Origin of the sequence: Sphingomonas sp. TDK1 (assembly GCF_001650735.1) — a bacterium.
In the GTDB taxonomy this organism is placed as follows: domain Bacteria; phylum Pseudomonadota; class Alphaproteobacteria; order Sphingomonadales; family Sphingomonadaceae; genus Sphingomonas.
This window is the reverse complement of sequence record NZ_LXVY01000027.1, coordinates 1-17672: the sequence shown is the minus strand read 5'-3', so window position 1 is coordinate 17672 and position 17672 is coordinate 1. Positions and strand designations below refer to the sequence as shown.

Annotated in this window: 14 protein-coding genes; 6 read left to right on the top strand and 8 right to left on the bottom strand. The window is 65.2% G+C overall.

Annotation, left to right across the window (positions count from 1 at the left end):
• Positions 1 to 19 precede the first annotated feature (19 nt).
• The 3 genes from A7X12_RS14400 to A7X12_RS14390 form a co-directional block, all read right to left on the bottom strand.
• Complete coding sequence (locus tag A7X12_RS14400) at positions 20 to 226, bottom strand: hypothetical protein (protein WP_232318520.1); 207 nt, start codon at positions 224 to 226, stop codon at positions 20 to 22.
• 132 nt (positions 227 to 358) lie between these two features.
• Entirely contained in the window at positions 359 to 3325 is a 2967-nt protein-coding gene (locus tag A7X12_RS14395) for a TonB-dependent receptor plug domain-containing protein (RefSeq protein WP_064312281.1), read from the bottom strand.
• A gap of 119 nt (positions 3326 to 3444) precedes the next feature.
• A complete protein-coding gene (locus A7X12_RS14390; RefSeq protein WP_064312280.1) occupies positions 3445 to 6465 on the bottom strand; it encodes a glycosyl hydrolase family 28-related protein in 3021 nt (1006 codons plus the stop codon).
• A gap of 137 nt (positions 6466 to 6602) precedes the next feature.
• Between A7X12_RS14390 and A7X12_RS14385 the strand changes: the two genes are divergently transcribed.
• A complete protein-coding gene (locus tag A7X12_RS14385; RefSeq protein ID WP_064312279.1) occupies positions 6603 to 7148 on the top strand; it encodes a gluconokinase in 546 nt (181 codons plus the stop codon).
• On the opposite strand, the gene A7X12_RS14380 is transcribed toward A7X12_RS14385, so the two are convergent.
• Complete coding sequence (locus tag A7X12_RS14380) at positions 7138 to 7815, bottom strand: FadR/GntR family transcriptional regulator (protein ID WP_064312278.1); 678 nt, start codon at positions 7813 to 7815, stop codon at positions 7138 to 7140. The genes A7X12_RS14385 and A7X12_RS14380 overlap by 11 nt on opposite strands.
• A 238-nt stretch (positions 7816 to 8053) precedes the next feature.
• Between A7X12_RS14380 and A7X12_RS14375 the strand changes: the two genes are divergently transcribed.
• On the top strand, positions 8054 to 8311 hold the full coding sequence (locus A7X12_RS14375; protein ID WP_443029306.1) for a response regulator transcription factor: 258 nt from the start codon (positions 8054 to 8056) through the stop codon (positions 8309 to 8311).
• Between the two features lie 6 nt (positions 8312 to 8317).
• Here the strand turns inward: A7X12_RS14375 and A7X12_RS14370 are convergent, their stop codons facing one another.
• Both A7X12_RS14370 and A7X12_RS14365 read right to left on the bottom strand, forming a co-directional pair.
• Positions 8318 to 8650, bottom strand: coding sequence for a type II toxin-antitoxin system RelE/ParE family toxin (locus tag A7X12_RS14370; RefSeq protein ID WP_064312277.1), 333 nt, complete (start codon positions 8648 to 8650; stop codon positions 8318 to 8320).
• Positions 8647 to 8928 (bottom strand): type II toxin-antitoxin system Phd/YefM family antitoxin, encoded by a 282-nt coding sequence (locus A7X12_RS14365; RefSeq protein ID WP_064312276.1) that lies wholly within the window; start codon positions 8926 to 8928, stop codon positions 8647 to 8649. The genes A7X12_RS14370 and A7X12_RS14365 overlap by 4 nt, the downstream gene beginning before the upstream one ends.
• A 160-nt stretch (positions 8929 to 9088) precedes the next feature.
• Between A7X12_RS14365 and A7X12_RS14360 the strand changes: the two genes are divergently transcribed.
• The 4 genes from A7X12_RS14360 (at position 9089) to A7X12_RS26800 (ending at position 13518) form a co-directional block, all read left to right on the top strand.
• A complete protein-coding gene (locus A7X12_RS14360) occupies positions 9089 to 10288 on the top strand; it encodes an AAA family ATPase (RefSeq protein WP_064312275.1) in 1200 nt (399 codons plus the stop codon).
• 31 nt (positions 10289 to 10319) lie between these two features.
• Complete coding sequence (locus A7X12_RS14355) at positions 10320 to 11402, top strand: ParB/RepB/Spo0J family partition protein (protein ID WP_064312274.1); 1083 nt, start codon at positions 10320 to 10322, stop codon at positions 11400 to 11402.
• Between the two features lie 133 nt (positions 11403 to 11535).
• A complete protein-coding gene (locus A7X12_RS14350; protein WP_064312273.1) occupies positions 11536 to 12732 on the top strand; it encodes a replication initiator protein A in 1197 nt (398 codons plus the stop codon).
• Between the two features lie 552 nt (positions 12733 to 13284).
• The gene (locus A7X12_RS26800) at positions 13285 to 13518 is read left to right on the top strand and encodes a DUF6894 family protein (RefSeq protein WP_064312272.1); all 234 of its coding nucleotides are present in this window, start codon (positions 13285 to 13287) and stop codon (positions 13516 to 13518) included.
• Between the two features lie 36 nt (positions 13519 to 13554).
• On the opposite strand, the gene A7X12_RS14340 is transcribed toward A7X12_RS26800, so the two are convergent.
• Positions 13555 to 13878 carry a hypothetical protein gene (locus A7X12_RS14340; protein WP_157105602.1) on the bottom strand — a complete coding sequence of 108 codons (324 nt, stop codon included), beginning with the start codon at positions 13876 to 13878 and terminating at the stop codon, positions 13555 to 13557.
• A 68-nt stretch (positions 13879 to 13946) separates the two neighbouring features.
• A complete protein-coding gene (locus A7X12_RS14335) occupies positions 13947 to 17144 on the bottom strand; it encodes a helicase-related protein (protein WP_064312270.1) in 3198 nt (1065 codons plus the stop codon).
• Between the last annotated feature and the right edge of the window lie 528 nt (positions 17145 to 17672).

Below are 17672 nucleotides of genomic sequence, written 5' to 3'. Positions count from 1 at the left end.
GCCCCCACCGCGCAAGGACTTACGGACGGACGCCGCGCACACCGTTCAGCACCGCGAGCGCGGCGATGCCGAGAAAGGCAGCACTGGTCCAGGGGCGCGCCTTGGCGAAGCTCTTCGCCTTTTCGGTGATCGGGGCGTCACCAGAGAAATGCGCGCGGATATCGTCCGTCAGCGCGGTCTTGCCGTTCGAGGCGGTCTTGGTGGCATCCTGGATGGTGTCGGTCATGCTCGTCTCCGTTGATCGGGGCGCAGCGTTTGCGCACCCGCCCTCAACGCCCGCGACCGCTCGGGTTTCCGTACAAAACAAAGGTCCCGGCCTTGCGACCGGGACCAGGAGATCGTCGGGGGGACGAAAGGATCAGAAGTTCAGGCGCATACCGATGCGATAGGTGCGACCGATCGTGTCGTAGAGCGCCGGGTTCACGTCGAGGCCGGTATTGGTCTGTGGCGCCGGCGCGGGATCGACGTTGAACAGATTGTCGACCTTGAAATAGCCCTCCAGCCCGCGCGTCACCTTGTACGACCCGCCGACGTCCACATAGAAGGCGCCGGGCATGAAGTTGCGGCTGATCGTCGGGTTGTTGCCGGTCGAGGCCGGGCAGCCAGTCTGGCACACGACATATTGGTTGCCGAAATTGCCGTCGGAGAACCAGCGCTCCTGCACCAACAGGCTGAACTTGTCGGTGTCGTAGGTCTGGATCGCCAGCCACTTCCAGTTCGGCGTCGAACCGTTGTTGGCGCCGGCATTGTCCTGCGTCGCCACCCCGGCGATGCCGGCGCGGACGAGGAACTCCTGCACGTGCGTGCCGAGCGCGCGGACGGTGAAGTTGCCCGGCAGCCCGAGCGGGCGCTGCCAGCGATAGCTCGCCTCGATATCGAAGCCGCTGGTCTTCCAGCTCGCCAGGTTGAACGGCTGGACGTTGACGAAATTCCCGCCCTGGATCGGGCTGTTGAGCACGAAGCCGCCGCAGAAGGCCTGGTTGCCCTCGGCGCAGAAGCGGACGATCTGGTCCGCCGACAACGTCGAGATCACGCCGCTCAGCTTGATCGTGTAATAGTCGACCGACAGGCTCAGGCCCGGCAGCCAGTGCGGATTGGCGAGCGTGATGCCGACTTCGGTGTTGCGGGCGATTTCCGGCTTGAGGTTGGGGTTGCCCACCGTGTTCTGGAACGCCTGCACCGCGCCGCCGCCCGGGAAGGGATTGTTGAAGTTCGGCAGCGTCGTCACCGTCGGCGCGGCGAACAGTTCGGAGAGGTTCGGCGCACGGACGTCGCGCGAGGTGACCGCGCGCAGGCGGATGCCGTCGATCGGGGTCGCCCAGGTGCCGCCGATCTTCCACGCCCAGACCGAGCCCGAGGTGCTGTAATGGGTGTAGCGCGCGGCGGCGTTCAGATTGGCGCGGCCCAGGCTCTCGCTGTCGAGCAGCGGCAGATTGGCTTCGGCCGAGAACTCGTAGACATTGTACTTGCCGCCGCCATTCTTGTAGTTGCCCGCGGCCCAGTTGCTGCCCTGCGCCTGGTTGAGCAGCGGATCGACCGGATAGGCGGCGCTGTTCGGGCTCGTCGCGCCCGCGCCGTAGGGATCGGCGTTCACCCGGTAGAATTCGCGGCGATACTCGCCGCCGATCGCCAGGCTGAGCGGGCCCGCCCACAGGTCGATCAGATTGCCCGAGATATTGGCGCTCGCCACGTCCTGGGTCAGCTTGGTGTGCTGGAACGGGCCGTTGGCCGGCGTGACATAGGCCAGCGCCGACGCCGAGGGGACAAAGCCGCCGAACACGTTGATCGGCTGGCAGCCCGCGGCGCGCGCCACCGGATCGGCGCAGACGATCGCGCCGTTGAGCGTGATCGCGTTGGTCGCGGCGACATAGCGGTTCTGCAGCACGATATCATGGACGTTGATGTCCGCGATCGTTTCGCCATGCTCGTAATAGGCGTCGTAGTTCCATTCGCCGCCGGCGGCCGAGAACTTGCCCTTGGCGCCGAGCACGCCGCGATACTGGCGACGATCGGTATAGACCTGCGGATCGGGGAAGGCGCCGTTGCTGGTGCCGAAGTTGAACGAGGTGATCCCCGCCGTCGCGCAGCGGTCGCGCACCAGCTGCGGCAGATAGGGGTTGGCGCACTGCACGGTCAGGTTCGGACGGTTATAGCCCGGGCTCGGCTGGTTGTTGGTCTTGACCTGGCCGATGCTGAGCGTGCCGTAGAATTCGTTGCCCGGCGCGAAATCATAGCCGATCCGCGTATAGCCGACGACGCGCTGCAGCTTCGAGACGAGCGACGCGCCCGAACCCGGCGCCCCGGTGAGGTCGCCGCCGACGCAGAAGCCATTGCCCGGATAGCAGTTGCTCACCCGGCCATTGCCGAGCGGCTGGCCGTTCGAGCCATATTGGAAATTATACGGGTTGCCGTTGACGTCGAAGGCGATGCCCTGGAGCGGGCCGTTGTTGATCAGGCCGTAGCGCGCATATTGATAGGGCTGGGCATAGTCGCTGTAGACGAACTGCGGCGAACCATTGTTGGTCTGGTTGGTGTTGAGCAGCGTCGTCGCCTTGTACCAGTTGCGGCTGCGGGCGAGGTCGGTGCCGAAGTCGCCGGGGCCGACGCCGCCGTCATGGGCATATTCGCCGCTGACGATCAGGTGCAGCTTGTCGCCCGCAAACGATCCGCCCCAGGCGCCCTGGGCGAGGATCTGCTTGTTGTCGCCATAGGTGGTGATGCCGCCCATCACATTGGCCTTGAAGCCGGTGAAGCGGGTATCGGTGATGAAGTTCACCACGCCGCCGACCGCGTCCGAGCCATAGGTGGCGGAGGCGCCGCCATTGACCACGTCGACGCGCTTGACCAGCAGCTGCGGGAACAGGCTGATGTCCGGCACGCCGCTGACATTGGCGGCGGCGACGCGCTGGCCGTCGAGCAGCGTCAGCGTGCGGATCGGCTGCAGGCCGCGCAGCGAGAAGGAACTAAGGCCCTGGGTGCCGCTCGAGGTGCTGAACGTGCCGGTCGCCGAACCCGTCGAGCCCTGGAGCGACGGCAGCTGGGCGATGGTGTTGAACAGGTTGGGCTGCGCGTTCGCGGCGATCTGCTCGGCGCCGATCACCGTGGTCGGCGTCGGTGCGGTGAAGCCGCTGGCGACGATGCGCGAGCCGGTGACGACGATCTGGTCGGTCTGGTCGGTCTGCGTGGCGGGATCGGCCTGGGGAACGGCGGCGGGCGCGGGCTCCGCTGCGGTCTGGGCGTTCGCGGCGCTCGCCATTGCCATGGCCGCGAGCGCAATCAAACTCGCGCCCCCAAGACGCAGCTGCGACGTGAAAAGTGCCTTCATGCGACGAACCCCTCCAATGTTTTCCGGCCGTTATCCGACCCGTGGCGATGATGGTGCGACGCTTAGACCTGCCGCACGTCGCAGGCATCTACGACATAGGTGGTAGACGCCCCCGCCCCTCAGGGGCGGGTGGCGTAGAGCGCATGGTGGGTGAGGATGAAGAGCATGCGCTTGCCCTCTCCGCCGAACAGGATCTGGAGCGGCCGCTCGGGCACGTCGATCCGGCCGACCTCCTTGCCGTCGGCGCCGTAGACGAACACCTGGCCGTTCGCGACATAGACGCGGCCGTCCGGCGCCACCGCGACGCTCTCGCCACCGCGATTGGCGAAGGGCTTGAGGTTGGTGAGCGTACCCGCCGGGCCCACGGTGCCGGCATAAGTGATGTTCTCCGACCCGTTGGTGACGAACAGCCGCTCGCCCTGCTTGCCGCCGATCAGGCCGTTGGCGTTGAGCGCGTGCGACCAGCGCCAGCCGACATGATCGATCGGCCCCTGCTGCCACACCCGGAAGGCCGGCAGCGCGACGCTGCCGTCGGGCGAGACATAGGCCTGGGTCTTGGGCTCCATCGCTTCCTTGGCGAACAGCTCGGCCATGGTGGTGAACTGATAGGTCTGCTGGTTCAGCTGGTCGCGGAATTCGCCGTTCGCCCACCAGTTGACCGGAAGGAGCGTGGTGGCCCCCGTCGCCGCGGCGATCGGCGTCGGCGCGATGCGGGTCAACTGGTCACGCGGCCCATCGGGGTCGATCGAATAGACCGCGCCCTTCGGCCCCAGCGACGACAGCACCAGCAGATGGCCCAAGGCGTCGACCGCCAGGTTCACCGGGTCCAACGCATGATCGCGGATGATTTCCAGCCCCTTCGCCTCGGTCCAGCGCTGGATCCGCTGGAATCGGCGATCGATGAAGTAAAGCCGCCCTTGCGCATCCACCGTCGCGCCGGAGATCGAGTAGAAGCCGTCCTCCAGCTTCGCGACCTTGCCGGTAAGCGGCTTTTCCTCGACCTGCCGCTCCACCGCGCCGATATCGAGCCGGGCGAACTCCCGCTCGCGCACCAGCTGCTTGCCGGTCACGTCCTGAATTGCATTGTCGAAGGGATATTTGCTGGCGCGCAGGAAGGTACCACAGCCCTCGTCGTCACAGGCGGCATAGCCGCTCTCGGCGTTGGTGTGGAGATTGCGGAACCGGATGTCGGACGAATTGAACAGCCGTACCGCGCTGAGCGCCGGGTGGTAGCTGCGGGTTACGCGGTAGGTATGGTAATTGGCGAACAGCAGGTTGCGCGAGTTGCGGATCTCGAGCGACACCGCATCAGGTCCGTCGCCCACTTCCTGCTCCGTCTGCGGCGCGAGGAACTCCCAGTTCTGCACATTGTCGAGCACGATCTCGTTGCGGACATGATGCTCCACCGACATCTCGTAGACATGGCCCGGCGTGCTGGTGTTGGTGACGTAGAAGCCGGCCTGGGCGAAGGTGTTGGGGCTCCACACATCGGTGAAGGTGCCGCCGCCGTTGTCGGTTACCCAGATGCTCGGATATTGCGCATCCCAGCGGCCGTCCGCCACCGGGTCACCGCTCCGCGCCTGCTGCGTGCCGAGCGGTTTGCCGTCCGCCGTCGGCGTCCCGCCGCCACCCATGATCTTCACATCGTGCAACAGGCTGTTCGCGCCCGAGCGCCACAATATCGCGGAAGCTCGCGGGTTCACCCGCCCGGTAAACAGGCCAAGACCGGAGACGATATTATCGCCGCCCTGCGGTGTCTCGAGGATCGGGATCACGCTGCCCAGCCCGGCATGGGCGAGGTTGTTGTCGGGAATGGTAAGCTGGGTAGTCGCCGGGTGCAGCCCGATCAGCACGCTGTCGGGCCGCAGCTTCAGCCGGTCGGTCACCTTGTAGAAGCCGATCGGCAGGTACAGCACGCGATTGCCATCGATCGCCTTTTGCAGCGCCGCCGTGTCGTCGCTCGTACCGTCGCCCTTCACGCCGAGCGTGCGGACGTTCACCCACTCGGACATCGGCGGCAGCGCGCGTACGGCGGGATCGCGTGGCGCCGGCATCGCGGTCAGCGACTGGACCTCGGCCTGCAGGTCATATTTGCCCATCTCGCCGAGCTTCGGCACCTTCAGGCCATAGGAGAAGGCGCCGACGCGGTACGCCCGCCCCTTCCCCGCCACGGTCTTGCCGCTCTCGCGGAAGCGGGCGAAGACGGGGCTGTCGATCGCCACCGCATTGTCGAACCCCACCTGGGTGAAGACGTTGTTTTCGTTGGAGATTACGACGGCGGCCTTGGACACGCGCTCGAACCGAACATCCTTGCCGTACAGCGAGTCCGAATAGCCGCGGTCGACCTCGATCCCCACCGGCGTGTCGCGAATCGCGACGTTGACCAGCGTCAGGTCCACCTCATGCTCGCGGATCGCCGCCTCGCGCTGGCCGTCGAAGGTCGAATCGATCAGCGTGAACTGCCAAGCGGGCGAGGTCTTTTCGGTGACGATGCCGTAGCGACCGCCCTTGAACGCGACCTTCTCCATCACGTTGCCGGCCTGATAGACGCCGGCGAAGCCGGAGCCGATCCGGAACTCCATGTGGCTGAGGAACGCATGCTGGGCCATGCGAAAGCGCACGCCCGCCGCGCCCGGATTGCCGTTGCCGATCTCGATGTCGACATTGCTCATCGAGGAATAGAAGGTCCCCGAATTGGCGTCGCGGACCACCTTGTCGCGCGGCACCACATTGGGCACCGGCACCGGTACCTTGCCGACGGCATATTGGTCGTCGCCGGCGAACACGACCATTGTCGAGACGCCCTGCTGGAAGCCGGGCGTGTTCGCACCCAGGAGGATCACCGGCCGTGTCGCGCCAACGCCGTAGACGCGCACGCCCGCCGGGACCACCAGGGTACGGCTGATGCGATAGCGTCCCGAGGGCAGGAAGACGATGCCGTGTCGCGTCGTGTCGCGCGCATCATCGAGCGCCTTCTGGATCGCGCCACTGTCGTCGGCCTTTCCGTCCCCGACCGCCTTTACCGTCACGGCACGCGGCTCGTCCGGCGCGCTGGGAAAAACGGATGCCTGCTGGGCGAGGGCGGGTGCAGTGAGCGACGTCGCGACGAGCAGACCGGCCAGGAAGCAGCGCATATCCATCCCCATTCTAAGCTTAGTTCTTGATTGCGCTGGCTAACCTGTTGAAGGCGAGTGGGCATCTGCGACCAAGGTCGTAGTTTCCAGCATCGCTGCAGCCTTTCAGAAGCGGATCTGTCTTGTCTCCGGAGCCTTTTGCCATGCCGAACCTGCCTGCCCGATCGCCTGCCGCAGCAGCCGTGATCGTGATGGGCGTCAGCGGTTGCGGCAAGTCGACGCTGGGCGCGCTGCTCGCGGAGGGACTGGGCTGCACCTTCCTGGAGGGCGATGCATTTCACTCCGTCGAAGCGGTGACCAAGATGCGCGACGGCACGCCGCTCACCGATGCCGATCGCTGGCCCTGGCTCGACCGTATTGCAGCTGCCGCAACGGCATCGATCGAAACCTGCGGCAATGCCATCGCCGCCTGCTCTGCCTTACGCCGCGTATACCGCGATCGACTGCGTGCCGGCATTCCCGGCGGTGTACAATTCGTACTCCTGGAGGCGGACCGGGCCCAGCTGCTTGCCCGCATGTCGGCGCGGCCTGGCCATTTCATGCCGACGAGCCTCCTCGACAGCCAGCTCGCCACACTGGAGCGTCCGCTTCCTGACGAAGGCGTGCTCACCCTCCCGGCGCAGCAGCCACCACCGGTCTTGCGGGACGCGGTTCTCGCCTATCTGGAGCGGTCCGCCCTCAGGGCATGAGGCGACGCCGCCCCTCCCCCAAATGCCAGCGCATCGCCAGCGCGGCGCGTTCGGCATCTTGTGCGCGGATCGACTCTACAATCACCTCATGCTCCTGCAGCATCACCGCGACGACTGCCGGCGAGCGGGAGCGCGAGATATCAACCCCGGCCTGCATGATCTTTTCGACGTCAGGCCAGAGCGCGTCGAACGCGTGCTGGAATGCGAAATTGCCGGTTGCATCGGCGATCGCGCGGTGTAGCTCCCGGTCCTCGACATGCGCGGGCGCACTGGACAGCAGCGCGGTGCGCAACTGCTCCAGCGCGCTTTCCAGCACGTCCATCTGTTCGGCCGTGCGCCGGACTGCGGCGAGCCGCGCCGCCTCCGTCTCCAGGACGAAGCGCACTTCGTAGCTGCCCAAGGTCGCAGGAAGCTCGGCAAGCGGCATGAACGCCGCCAATCGTTCCGAGGGGCGCCCCTTCACGAAGGAACCGGCGCCGCGCCGTACTTCGGTGATGCCGTCCGATCCCAGCCGCACCAGCGCCTCGCGCACGATCGCGCGCGAGACCCCGCACATCTCTGCCAGGCGCGCCTCGGAAGGAAGGCGCGCGCCAACCTCCAGATCCTCCGCCTTGATGAGTTCGACGATCGCCGCATAGGCGTGATCGGAAAGCCTAGGCTGCGTCATTGCCACGCCCGCTGGGCCTCTCCTGCACCGGCCATGCCCCTCCCCTGTCCGTGCCGCGGCTCCGCGACAACTTATTAGACAGGTTCTATGCGGGAGCGGCTGAAATTGCCAGCCGAAACGATCTTTGGCGGCAATTCACGCAGATTTAGGCTTGAACCTGTCCTACAAGTTCGGCTACGTTAACGTTAACGAATCTGGAGGTCACAGCCTCGGAAAACGGATCGTCAGGGAGGATGGCATGCAAGCCGCGATTCAAACACAGCAGGTGGAGCGCCCGACCGTCGACATGTCGTCGCCGCCCCGATTGACGCCGACGCAGATGCAGGTGTTGCGCTGCGTCCATTCGGGCCTGCTGAACAAGCAGATCGCCTATGAACTCGGCATGGCCGAGGCCACGGTGAAGGTCCACATGACGGCGGTGATGCGCAAGCTCAACGTCCGCAACCGCACCCAGGCGGCGATTGCGGCGGGACAGTTCGGCTGGCTGCACAGCTAAGAAGGGTCAGGCGGAAAGTAGCCGGCGCTCCAGTAGTGCCTGGAAGTCGCGCCGGCCGTCTGCGATCAGCAGAATGATCACATGATCTACGATCACGCGGTAGATCAGCCGATAGGGCGGCGCGACCAGCTGGCGGAATTCACTGATACCGAGCGCATCCAGTTCGAACGGCACGCTGCCGCGATCGGGAAACGCCTCCAAGCTATCCACTTTTGCCAACATGCTGTCGAGGAACTTGTCGGCCTGCTCGGGCGACCGATTCGCCGCGATCCAGCCATGGATCTCGGCAAGATCATTCTCGGCGCCGGCGGTGAGGTAGACGGTATAGCGTGCGCTCATGCCGCGCCGTCTTCCCCGCCCTTCCGCAACCGCGCGATTGCCTCGCGCGCAGGCGCCACCCGCCCGGCTTCCACGTCCCGTGTGCCGAGCGCGAGCAGCTTGAGCAGCGCCAGAGTCTCCTGTGTCGCCTGATAGCTTGCCACGTCCTGCAGCACCGCGCGCGCCTCGCCATTCTGTGTGATGACCAGCGGCGCGCCGCCTTCCGACAGCCCCCGCAGCACGTCCGCCGCATTGGCCTTGAGATAGCTTACCGGCTTGACCTGTTCGGTGTAGCGCATAGACACTCCGGACTTATAACGGACTGAATATAGTCCTAAGATATGTTCTGAGCAACCGCCCGCAAGCTGGATGCGCGTTCCGCCCCGGCACCTTGCCGATTTGAACGAAATCGTGCATATGTCCCGTAACTCTCATTCAATCGCGCGGGGCGGGACAAGAATGCATTCAGACATAGAACGGATCGGCGAACTGGCGGACGCCGGTGAGCGAATGATCGAGCGGTTGCGCCGCAAGGCATTTTTGCCGGAAAGTCGCAAGGGGCTCCATGTCCGCTTCGGTATCGCCGAGGCCGCGCAACTGCTTGGCTGCTCGACGAATCGCATTCGCATGGCCGAAGAGGATGGTCGCCTGCCGCCGCCCCCGCCCAGCGAAAACGGACGCCGTCCGGGATACACGGTCGAGGAACTGCTCAATATGCGGCAGGTGCTGGGCGCCTCCCCAGCCCGCGCCCCGCTCGACGTCCCCGCGATCATCGCGGTACAGAACTTTAAGGGCGGTGTCGGCAAGTCCACGGTCACCACGCACCTGGCCCATTACTTCGCCGTGCAGGGCTATCGCGTGCTGGTGGTCGACTGCGACAGCCAGGCCACGACCACGACGCTGTTCGGCTTCAATCCCCATTTCAACATCACCCGCGAAGAGACGCTATACCCCTATCTCTCGATCGACCCGACCCAGGCCGACCTGCTCTATGCGGTAAAGAAGACCCCTTGGCCGAATGTTGACCTGATCCCCTCGAACCTGGAGCTGTTCGACGTCGAATATGAGCTGGCGGCCGCCGGTGCCGATGGCGGCTCGGTCCTCGCCACGCGTTTCCGCAAGCTGAAGGCCGGGTTGAACGACCTCGCCCGCGACTATGATGTCGTGATCCTGGATCCCCCCCCCGCCCTCGGCACGATCAGCCTCGCGGTGATGCAGGCGGCCAACGCGCTGCTGGTGCCGTTGGCTGCGACCACGCCGGACTTCTGCTCGACCGTCCAGTTCCTGTCGATGATGGACCAGGTGCTGCACCAGCTGACCGAGGCCGGGATCGATGTGCGCTATGACTTCGTGCGGCTGATCTGCTCCAAGTTCGACGGCAACGATCCCAGCCATGCCATGGTCCGCCAGATCATGGAGCAGGCCTTCGGCCCCGCCTTGCTACCGGTTCCGATCCTCGAATCGGCGGAGATCAGCCACGCCGCGATGCGGATGATGTCGATCTACGAGCTCGATCGCCCGATCGGCACGGCACGCACGCACAAGCGGTGCAAGGCCAATCTCGATGAAGCACTGGGCCAGGTGGAAGCGCTGGTTCGTCGCAACTGGGGTCGCGTGACGCCCGCGAGCGAAGAGGATGTCGTGAATGAAGCGGCCTGATCGATCCGCGCAGAGGCAGAGGGACTGAATCATGGCACGTACCCAAAAAGACTATCTCGCAGATCTGCTAGCGGAGGAAATTGCTACCGAGGCGCAGAGCGCGCCGGTGGCGGCCGCAAGCCCAGCACCCGCACCCGCGGCGGAACCTGAACTGCCGCATCGGCTCGCGCGCACGCGCGGCACTACCCTGCTCGGGCGCGAGTCCGCACTTGCGCGGGTGGCCTCGGGGGAAGTGCGGCAGGTTACCCAGCTGCTGCTCGATCCGGCGCGTGTTCGCATCTGGCCAGGCAACGCACGGGTTTATGGCCATCTCACCGAAGAGAATGTCCGCGAGCTGATCGACTCCATCATCGCCGAGAATGGCCAGAAGGTGCCGGCGGTCATTCGCCGTATCGAGGGCGATCCTGACCATGATTTCGAAGTCATCGCCGGCACCCGGCGGCATTTCGCAATCTCCTGGCTGCGCGCGAACAGCTATCCCGAAATGCAGTTCGTGGCCCAGGTCGTCCAGATGGACGACGAGGCCGCCTTCCGCCTAGCCGACCTGGAGAACCGCGCCCGTAAGGACGTCTCCGACCTCGAACGCGCACGCAACTATGCCGAAGCGCTCAAGGCGCATTATGGCAATCATCTCACCCGCATGGCCGAGCGGCTCAAGCTGTCCAAGGGCTGGCTGTCGAAGATGATCAAGGTCGCCGGTCTTCCGGATGCGGTGATCGGCGCCTTCGCCTCGCCGGCGGATGTGCAGCTCAAACCCGCCTACCCGCTTGCCCAGGCACTGGACGACAAGGGGGCGGCCAAGGCCATTCTAGCGGAGGCACGCACGATAGCCCGCGAGCAGGGCGAGCGGCGCCTGCGGGGCCAAGCATCGATCACCGCTACCGATGTGATCCGCCGCCTTCTCGCCGCCCCCGCAGGCCCGGGCATCGCCGACGAACTCTTCAGCTGGACCGCGCCGAGCGGCCGCACTGGATTGAGCGTCCTGTCTGCCAACCGGCAGGGGGTGACGGTCCGTCTCCATGCCGGGTCCGGTGCCGATCAGGACGATCTCGTCAACGCCTTCCGCGAAGCACTCGACCAGCTCGAGCGCGACGGCCGCGGGCTGCAACGCTGATGCGGTTTCCCCGGGGAAACGATCTGTCTCCACGGCGGTCGTGTTTCCCCGGGGAAACCGCTAGCCGATTACGCCGTCCTCCTCCGGTTTCCCCGGGGAAACATCTTCCCCCTGCCCTGCTCCTCGAGGCTTCATGACCCAGGCCGATCGCCAGTCGATCCCCGAACAGTTCGACCTGTTCCTTCCCTATCTCGCCGACATGCCGCTGCGCGATCAGCGCGAGATGATGGAACGCCCCTTCTTCAGCCTGGCGAAAACCAAGCGGGTCAAGCCGATCGACTATAAAAGCCCGGATGGGAAACTTTGGGTCCATGTCTCTGCCAATCCCGACTACGGCATGGCGACGATTTGGGATGCGGATATCCTGATCTATTGCGCCAGCGTGCTCGCAGACATGGCGCGCCGTGGCCGCAACGACATTCCACGCAAGCTCCACCTAATGCCCTACGACCTTCTGCGAGCGATCGGCCGCCCGACGACGGGGCGCGCCTATGAACTGCTAGGCCAGGCGCTGGACCGGCTGGTTGCCACCACGATAAAAACCAATATCCGTGCCGAGAACCGTCGCGAGGCAACCTTCAGTTGGCTCGACGGCTGGACCCAGCTGGTCGACGAGAAGACCGAACGCTCGCGCGGCATGACGATCGAGCTGTCCAACTGGTTCTACGAAGGCGTGCTGATGACCGGCGGTGTCCTGTCCATCGATCGCGCCTATTTCAACCTGACCGGCGGACGCGAGCGCTGGCTGTACAAGGTCGCGCGCAAGCATGCCGGCGGGGCAGGGGAGGGCGGTTTCGCGATCTCCATGCCGACGCTGTTCGAAAAGTCCGGCGCCGAAGGGCAGTATCGACGCTTCAAGTTCGAGATCGCGAAGATCGTCGAGCGGGACGAGCTGCCCGGCTATACGCTCGCACTTGAAACCCCCAACGGCAAGCGCGAGCCCAGCCTTCGAATGCGCCGCCGCGCCGAAGGGGAGGGCGCACCCCGCCCCGACAAGACACCGCATAAAAAGGCGCCCCCGCCGCAGCCGTCCGTACCGCCCGACGACGCTGCCTCGGCTGAAGACACGCCCCCGCTCGGCGCGGAGGCGCGTGCCCAGATCAGGCGGTCACTCGCCAGCCTCGCAAGCAGGGCGACCAACGGGATGGTCACCGACGCGACATTGGCACAGCTCCGCGGCGAATGCCCCGGCTGGGACTATCAGGAGCTACACCGGCAGTTCCGGGACTGGGTAGAATCCGACCCAGCCCGCACGCCCGCCAATTATCAGAACGCCTTCATCGGCTTCGTCCGCCAGTGGCATGCTCGGAACAAGCACCAGCTCCGCTGACCGATCCGGGTGATCCGAACCCCGCCGAAGTGGCGGGCATCAGCGTTCCCGAAGTGTCGGGCATGAAAATCCAAACGCCAGGGTTGAGGGCAAGGTGGAAGAAATTTGAACCTCTTCCCCGGGTAGTGGCGCAAATTTGATTCAAGCGATCCGCCCCAACCGACCTTCAGGCATCAAAATCGGTCGTTCGATCGCATCCATCGACACTTCAGGTACGATAATCGACCCAACAGGAACGATCCGTCGATCCTTCGGGAACGCCCCTCTCGACCTTTCAGGAACGGAAGATCGAAACTTCGGGAACAGGCCGAACGCATAAATGCCAGCATTCTCCGCACCTTATGCCAATCGACGGGACGTTTAACTCTAAAACTATCTTCCAAACCCTCTTAAGCAGGCGAGATATTTTCTCTTCCTTTGGAGAGAGCGAAGAAAGCTGCGATGCGGTAGCCTGCGCGCAGGACATCACAATTCGTAAAAATGTCGGATCCTTCGCAGCCCGAATCCACACGACAGCTCGCAACCAGTTGAACCGCCGCGCATTATGCCATTATGCCCGCCTATTGCTTTCAGCTGCGTACCCCCGATCACCACCCCCATGCAGCCGAGCGTCGGGAACTCCCCGATCTACGACACGCGTTGATCGCCGGGCACCATTTCGCTCGGAACCTGCTGCGTGGCCATGCGGGCCCGAAGCAGATCCGGGGCAGCCTCGACATCGAGGACGAAAGCAACCAGCCCGTCGCACGGATCCTACTCGCCGATCTTGTCCGTCAGCTGTCGTAATTCGCTGCGACCAGGGGAGCGGAAAAGCGCGCCGGGTCATCCTCCGCGTGCTATGCGTCGCGCGGCCAATACGGCATTGATCCGATCCGTAGATCGGTCCTCCACGCATGCTTTCAGTGCCCGCCGCGACGGCATACCTTCTTCCGCGCAGCGCTGCGCGACGTCACAGGGGATAATGTCGAGATCTCCTTGGCCGGAACCGCGTAGGACGCGGCATTGCCGGAGGGTTACCCCGCCGGCTGCCTTGTCAGTCTTCAGGTCGACCTTGATCATGCGCAATTGGCGCGCGACGACGATGATCTCCTGCTCGGCATTGAGCCCGGTGCCGGTCTGGATCATCAGCAGGATTGGCAGGATCACGATGCCTTAGCTCCCCTCCGCTATGTTTATGCGTGCTAGCCTATGGCCAGCTGGCCCCACACACAACGTCATCCATCCTGCGTCATCGCGTCCAATATCGTCTCGACCCGGGCGAGGCGTTCGAGCGGGTCCTCGATGCGTTCCGCCAGCAGCAACCGCTCGCCCTTTTGTATCAGCCCCGCGGCGGCGGCATTGCCCTCGAAGGTGGGACGCGGCGTCAGCGCAATCCCCGCGGGGCCCGCGTCGATCCGCGCAACGTCAAGCATTCGAGCCCGAGCGCGTATCCGCGTAACCGCGAGCAGCGTAGTCGTTGCCGCAGGCAGGGTTCCGAACCGGTCTTCCAGTTCCGCCTCGATTGCGTCGATGGCCACGCCGTCCGCAGCGCGGCCAATTCGGACATAGAGTCCGACGCGTGTCTCCTCGTCCGGAATCCAACACTCAGGAAGCGCACCTTCTACGCCCAGATGCAGTTCGGGCGCCCAGCGCTCCACCGCCTCGCCTCGCGCCGTCCGCAGGGCTGCTTCCAGCAAATGCTGGTAGAGATCGATTCCAATCAGCTTCATATGTCCCGCCTGGGCTTCGCCGAGCAAGTCGCCCGCTCCACGCATGTCGAGATCCTGCGCGCTGATCGCAAAGCCCGCGCCGAGCCTGTCAAACGCTTCCAGCGTGCGGAGCCGCTTGAGCGTGCGCGCGGCGATCGGCTTCTCCGGATCGGTCAGGAGCAATACCTGTCCTCGCCTGCTCCCGCGGCCGACACGTCCTCGCAGCTGATGCAGCTGGCTGAGCCCGAAGCGGTCGGCGCGGTAGAGCACCATGGTATTGGCCCGGGGCACGTCCAGCCCTGCCTCGATGATGCTGGTTGCCAGCAGAATGTCGCCTTCGCCCCGTCCGAAGCGCACCATCGCATCGTCAATCTCGGCTGCCGGCATCTTGCCGTGAGCCTGCAACAGGGTCAGCTCCGGTACCAGCCGCGCGATCTTTGCCGTGAGGAACGCCATGTCTTCGATTCTGGGCACGACGATAAAGCTCTGTCCGCCGCGGCTGCGCTCGCGCAGGAGCGCCGCACGAACCAAGACCTCGTCGAAATGCCCCAGCGCGGTGCGGATCGGTTGCCGCCGGGCAGGGGGCGTGGCGAGGACGGAAAGATGCTGCACGCCGACCAGTGCCGCCTGCAGCGTACGCGGGATCGGCGTGGCGCTCAGCGTGAGCACATGGCCGGCGCCCAGGTCGCGCAGTTTTGCCTTGTCGGCGGTGCCGAAGCGCTGCTCCTCGTCGATGATGACGAGCCCAAGCTGCGCATAGGTGACTCCCTTTCCGGCAACTGCGCCGGTGCCGATCACGATCTGGATCGAACCGTCGGCGAGGCCGGCCTTCACCTGCTTGCGCTCTGCCGGGGTAGAAAGGCGCGAAAGCCCGGCGACGGTAATCCCCATCGCTTCGAACCGCTCGGTGAAGGTCTCCAGATGCTGACGGGCCAGAACCGTGGTGGGTGCGGCAACTGCAACCTGGTGGCCGGCAAGCGCCGCGATGGCCGCCGCGCGCAGTGCCACCTCGGTCTTGCCGAAGCCGACATCGCCGATCACCAGCCGGTCCATCGGCAGCCCGGCGCCGAGATCGGTACGCACCGCTTCGATAGCGCGTGCCTGGTCGCGCGTTTCGCTGAAGGGGAAGCCGGCGGCGAAGCGCTCATAGGCGGCCGGCTCGGGCGCCAGTATCGGTGCGGCCTGCGTCAACCGCGCTTCGGCCAGTGCGATCATGCCGCGTGCTGTTTCGGCGATCGCCCGGTCGATGGCGGTGCGCCGCCGCTGCCAGCTCGAGCCGTCCAGCTTGTCCAGTGCGACGGCGTCGGCGTCGCCGCCATAGCGCCAGAGGCGGTCCGCCTCCGCCACGGGCACAAGCCGCACGCCAGCATCTGCATAGGTGAGCGCAATGGCATCACCGCCCGTACTGCCGTCGCCTGGCATAGGTGCCAAGCCAGCTACGCTGGCGATGCCGTGGTCCTCATGGACCACCAGGTCGCCGATGCGGAGCTCAACCTGTCCGAATATCGCCGCATCCGCCGAAATCGCCGACGCGCTCTCACGCTCCGCACGGCTTCCCAACAGGTCGGCCGCCGCAACGGCAAGGACACGGCCATGGCGGAAGCCCCGCTCGATTGGAGCCGCGAGCAGACACAAAGATCCCGGATCCTGGGTGCGCAGATCAGCCCAACGTTCGAGATCGATGGGCTGAGTCGACAACACGCGCGCAACCCGGGGCCGAAGAAAGCGCAGATCCCGTGCGCTGCCGATCAGCACTACCTGGTCGCCGGCTTCCATCGCCGCCCGCGCCGCGCGGGCAAAGGCGCGAAGCGGTGCGCGACGCTCGACGAACCTGGCCGGCGGACTGTCCTCGGCCGACAGGTCCAGCATCGCACGGGCCTGCATGGCCGCGCGCCATTGGCGTTCCTCCACGACATCCTTGATCGCACGTCCGGGCCTGCGCCGCTGCGAATCTGCAGCGAGCGCAAGAAACCGCTCGCGCCGTTCCGCCGCAGCTGGTTCGATCGCCAGCACAGCGTCGGGCACATGGGCAATAAGGGGGACACCGTCTCCTTCGACCGGCGGTTCGGCGACACGACCGAGTTCCTGCGCGTCACAATCGTCGATGGTTCTCTGCGTAGCGGGGTCGTAACTGCGCAGTGCAATGACCCGACCATCGGCTACCTCAATGCGTCGCGGGGCCTCGGCGTCGGCGGGGTATACATCAAGCACCTGCCCGCGCAGCGCGACCTCGCCGGGTTCGTCGACTCGCTCATCCTCGATATAGCCCGCGTCGATCAGGGCTTCGAACAAGGTGGGGAGGGCGATCGCCTCGCCTACCGCCACTCGCGGTGGTGCGGCGTCGAAAGCCTCGGGCGGAGGATAGCGGCGTCCCAGCGCCTCGCCTGTGGTGATGCAGGCGATCCAGGGTCGGTCCCGCCGGGCCTGTTCGATCAGCAGTCGGCGAAGCGTCGCCACCCGCGCGCCGACATTCGCGGGCGAAGCGGGGGCTGCGTCGCCGGGAAGGGCATCGCTCCCTGGGCAAAACAGGACAGTGGCTTCCGGCACCAGCGCCGCAAGAGCGTGCGTAACGGCGAGCGCCCTTGCCTCGTCGCCCGCCGCATAGAGAAGGTCTTGGTTCGCGAGCGTGTCCGCCAGCAGCGCGGCGATAGTGCCTACCGAGATGCGGGGAGGGGGCGCCTGACGCGCGGTCTCGGCCGGAACGGGGTTGCTGGCGGAACGCATGGGCGGGGTACCTCAGGATGGGGAGGCATTGCCAACGGACCGGCGCCGCCCCCGTTCCACGACTCTCCGGTTGCTACCCCCCGAGGAGTCGCCGCACGCGCCGCATTCTGACGCTTTGAGAAGGCGCGATTCGACCGCCACTCACGCGATTCGGGGGCGATTCGCAGGGGATTCGAATAGAATTGGTCATCAAATGGTCATTCACAGCGGGGCGAGGGCACCATCAAAGCCACGCTTTTCCGCCATTTTCGCCCGACCTCCAGGGTAAAGCGACACAAAATTGCAAAACGGTGTTGACGGGTGGGAAGCTCCCGCATAGAAGCCACTCCACCGACGCGGTGCTCTTCAACGGAACGCAGCGACGGTCACCGAAATTCAGGCGCAGCGTCGATTTTTGTCGCTCTTTGACATTGTTGGTTTAGATGAAGGGACATGTGGGCGGCGGCTCCGGGTCTTGCAGCTTCTAGGTGCAGGGTGCTCGGTAAAAGCCAAGCCGTTTCATACATGTCCTTACACGTTTCCATACGT